This window comes from Acidobacteriota bacterium, assembly GCA_040752675.1.
In the GTDB taxonomy this organism is placed as follows: Bacteria; Acidobacteriota; Polarisedimenticolia; order JBFMGF01; family JBFMGF01; genus JBFMGF01.
The window spans coordinates 1-3,393 of the sequence record JBFMGF010000005.1 but is presented as its reverse complement, the minus strand read 5'-3'; the positions used below and the strand labels follow the sequence as shown (position 1 = coordinate 3,393).

Below are 3,393 nucleotides of genomic sequence, written 5' to 3'. Positions count from 1 at the left end.
GGCAAGCTCCGGAATTCGGTGCGGAGGCTACGGGGTTCCCAAAAGCTCTTATGGTCTTGTATCTATGCTTCTGATCTACCATGGAGGAGATGAATTGTTCCTTTATTTATGCGAAATTCAATAATATCAAATGTCTTTGGGTTTCTGAAGGGAGGGGGGTAAAATAATGAAAAATCAAAAAAAGATTCTTATCGCGGACGACAGCCCGAACATCAGAGATATCCTTAAAGCCAATCTCGAGATCCATGGATACGAAGTCCTGACCTCGGAGGATGGCGAGGAAACTCTGAATGTTATCCATGGAGAGCACCCCGATCTTGTCATCCTCGACATCATGATGCCTAAGAAGAACGGGTTTCAGATCTGCCGGCAAATCAAATCTGAGGAAGGATACAGAGATATTCCCATCATCATCCTCACAGCCAGGGATCAGAAAGAAGACCGTTACTGGAGTAAGAACTGCGGTGCCGATGAGTACGTGGTGAAACCGTTCATAACTTCCGAGCTCGAAAGGCTTGCCGAGAAATATCTCGAGCGAGGCGGGACTCCTGCCATCGAGAAGGTCTCCCTGGAAGAACTCGTCAAAATGAAGATGAGGGAAAAGAAACCCTTCGTCCTTTGTAAATTCGAGCTGGATCCCAAAGCGTCCATCGTCTTCGAACAGAAGTACGGGGAAATCCGGTACAGCGAGATGATCGAGAAGGTCCAGCAGGTCATCGAAGAGCAGGCAAGCAAACAAGACGCGGAAATGGTTCTTGAGCAGGAAAGCGAAACGAAGTTCGCACTCATTATGGAAGGGGAAAAAGAGAAACTGGAGATGACAATCGCAAAGATCAAGACCAGAGTCAACGATCTCCTCAAGAACATCTATGATGAAGAAGACTCCCGGAAAGGGTTCATTATCAGCAGAGACATCAAGACGGGTCAGGAAGAAAAAATTCCTCTTCTCTCCATTCAAGCCGACCTCTCCTTTCCGGTGAATTGACCGCTTCTCGACAAATCGTCTCTGGGGCTTTGAAAAGAGCGTATGCCTTTGCATGATGCTGCTGTCATTTACATTGGTTGCCTGTCCTATTTTTATGCCTATCTTTTCTTCAGAGGCTTCAAAGAAATCCGCTTCCTGAGAAACGGCCTGGCTGCTTTCAGCTTCCTGATACTGGCGTTTTCCCTGCTGTTTCTGCCTGCCGGTCATGATGAAACTCTTTTTGACTTTGCCAGAAGTGGCTTTTATCTACTTCTTGCCTTTTCCCTCTTCCCATTTACTTTGAAGAGGGTTAATGTCGCTGGACTCTTTCTCGGAGGATGGGGCATACTCAGCATCGAAAGCCTTCCCCTTCTTTCCTCCCTGATCCTTCTGGTCATCGCAATCATCTTTGCATTCCGGACGGGAATCGCGAAATCACTTCCATTTCTTCTTCTGGCTTTCCTCTTCACCGGCGCGGAATTCATATCATTGTTTTATTCCCATCTCCCTCTTCTTTATCCATTCACGTTCATTCCTGAATTCCCGATGGCCGCATCCCTGACCATCGCGCTGATCCCCGCATTCCATGCTTTTCGTAAGGATCTCTTCCTCCGGTTCGCATCGCTGACTATTCTCCCGGCAACCCTCTTCCCATTCCTGATGTTTCTGCTGGTCATTTATCTTATTGCTCCTGAACATTCCCTCTCCTCGTCGTTCCTGATGGCCTCCAAGGTCATCATCCTGATCTTCTTTTTTATCTCCATTCTCATGGCGGATTTTCTGATGGGCAGCTTCTTTCAGAACCTCAGGAAAGTCAAAGAGGCTGCACAGGCTCTGACGGAAAAGATCCCACCGGAAGAGGGGAAGGTCTCCCGGTGGCCAGAGCTCTCGGAGCTCTCAAATTCATTGAATTTCATCCACGGCGTCATATCCCATCACATCGACGAGCTTTCTCATCTATCGAGGAGGCTCGATGAATCCCAGAAGCTCATCGGTGAATTCCTGAGAAATGTCTCGCACGAATTCAGGACGCCGCTGGCGGCCATCAGCGGCTATCTGTCGATGCTCATTAAAAACCCATACAGCGGCACTCCGAAAGAGATTGAATATCTCCAGAATTGTCATGATCAGACACAATCGCTCCTGCGGATGGTGGAATCTCTCCTTCTCCTCAGCGAAGTGGAAGGGGGGCAGAGGAATGTGATGAAAGTGACCTGTCCCCTGAAGAGCATCTTCCAGAAAGTCGAGGGACAGATCATGGAAGGAATGAAAGAAAAAGAGATCCAGTACAAGAACCATGCTCTCCCAGTCGATCTTCATGCCGACCCGGAGATGGTCGAAAAAGTCCTGCTGGAGCTGATGGACAACGCCATCAAGTTCACGCTGGAAGGAGGCTCGATCACAATTCATTCCCGGATTATCAGCCAGGAATCCTCCCGGGAATTCGTCGAGATCTCCGTGGCCGATACGGGGCCGGGCATCCCTCCGGAAATGTATGAAAAGATATTCGAGGCTTTCACACAGCAGGATGGATCGGAGAGGAGAAGTTTTCGGGGGATCGGGCTGGGCCTGAACCTCGCCAAGAAACTCGTAGAACTGCATGGCGGGAGGATCAGCGTGGATAGTAGCGTGCATGGCGGATCGCGATTCCTCTTCACGCTTCCGCTCGCCGGTCCAGCTGCGAAAAACTAATGCAATGACGAACTGGAAGAATAAACGTTCCGGTATCTTCAGGAGAATGAAAAGGAGTAGCGTATGGGGAATCAAGAAAAGGGGATGATTGAACAGGAGAAGATCCTCGTAGTGGATGATGATCGCCTTCTGCGAACAATGGTGAGGGAAATCCTTTCCCGGAGAGGACATTCTGTTGAAGAGGCGGAAAATGCTCACAAGGCTCTCGCTCTCCTCCAGAAGGAAAATTTTCCAATCATTATCCTCGACATCATGATGCCAGAGATTACGGGAATAGAGCTGATGGAAGAGATCCGGAAAATCGACCCAAATGTTCTCATCATAATCATCACTGCTTATGCGACCATGGATCTGGCAATCGATGCTCTGAAGAAGGGAGCTTATGACTTTCTGAAGAAGCCGTTTGAACCGGAGGAGCTTCTGAAGAGTGTATCTAATGCTCTCCTTCAGAGCTGGACCTCCCGGCGAAACAGGGAGCTCCTCGAAGATCTGGAAGATAAAGTGCACAAACTGTCGAAACTCAATATAGAAATCGAGAGAGGAAAAGCCACACTCCAGCAGATCATGGAGAGCATCAATACCGGAATCGTCGTGACTGACTTCGAGGGGAGGTTCGTCCGGTTGAACGGAGCCGCAAGAAGGATCCTCGGCGTTCTCGAGAAAGAAGAAGGACGCAAGCTTCGGGTCCCGGCAAAGTCATACAGGCAGTTGATGGCCATTATCAATAGCGGCCTGCC

The 3,393-nt window shown here is 49.1% G+C and carries 3 protein-coding genes; all 3 read left to right on the top strand.

Translation table 11 applies throughout. From position 1 onward, the window contains the following. Nucleotides 1-166: 166 nt before the first annotated feature. Nucleotides 167-985 (top strand): response regulator, encoded by an 819-nt coding sequence (locus tag AB1756_00740; GenBank protein MEW5805878.1) that lies wholly within the window; start codon nucleotides 167-169, stop codon nucleotides 983-985. Nucleotides 986-1,027: 42 nt separating this feature from the next. Beyond that, on the top strand, nucleotides 1,028-2,656 hold the full coding sequence (locus AB1756_00735) for a HAMP domain-containing sensor histidine kinase (GenBank protein MEW5805877.1): 1,629 nt from the start codon (nucleotides 1,028-1,030) through the stop codon (nucleotides 2,654-2,656). Between the two features lie 63 nt (nucleotides 2,657-2,719). Continuing rightward, a partial coding sequence (locus AB1756_00730) for a response regulator (protein MEW5805876.1) occupies nucleotides 2,720-3,393 on the top strand: 674 nt, incomplete at its 3' end.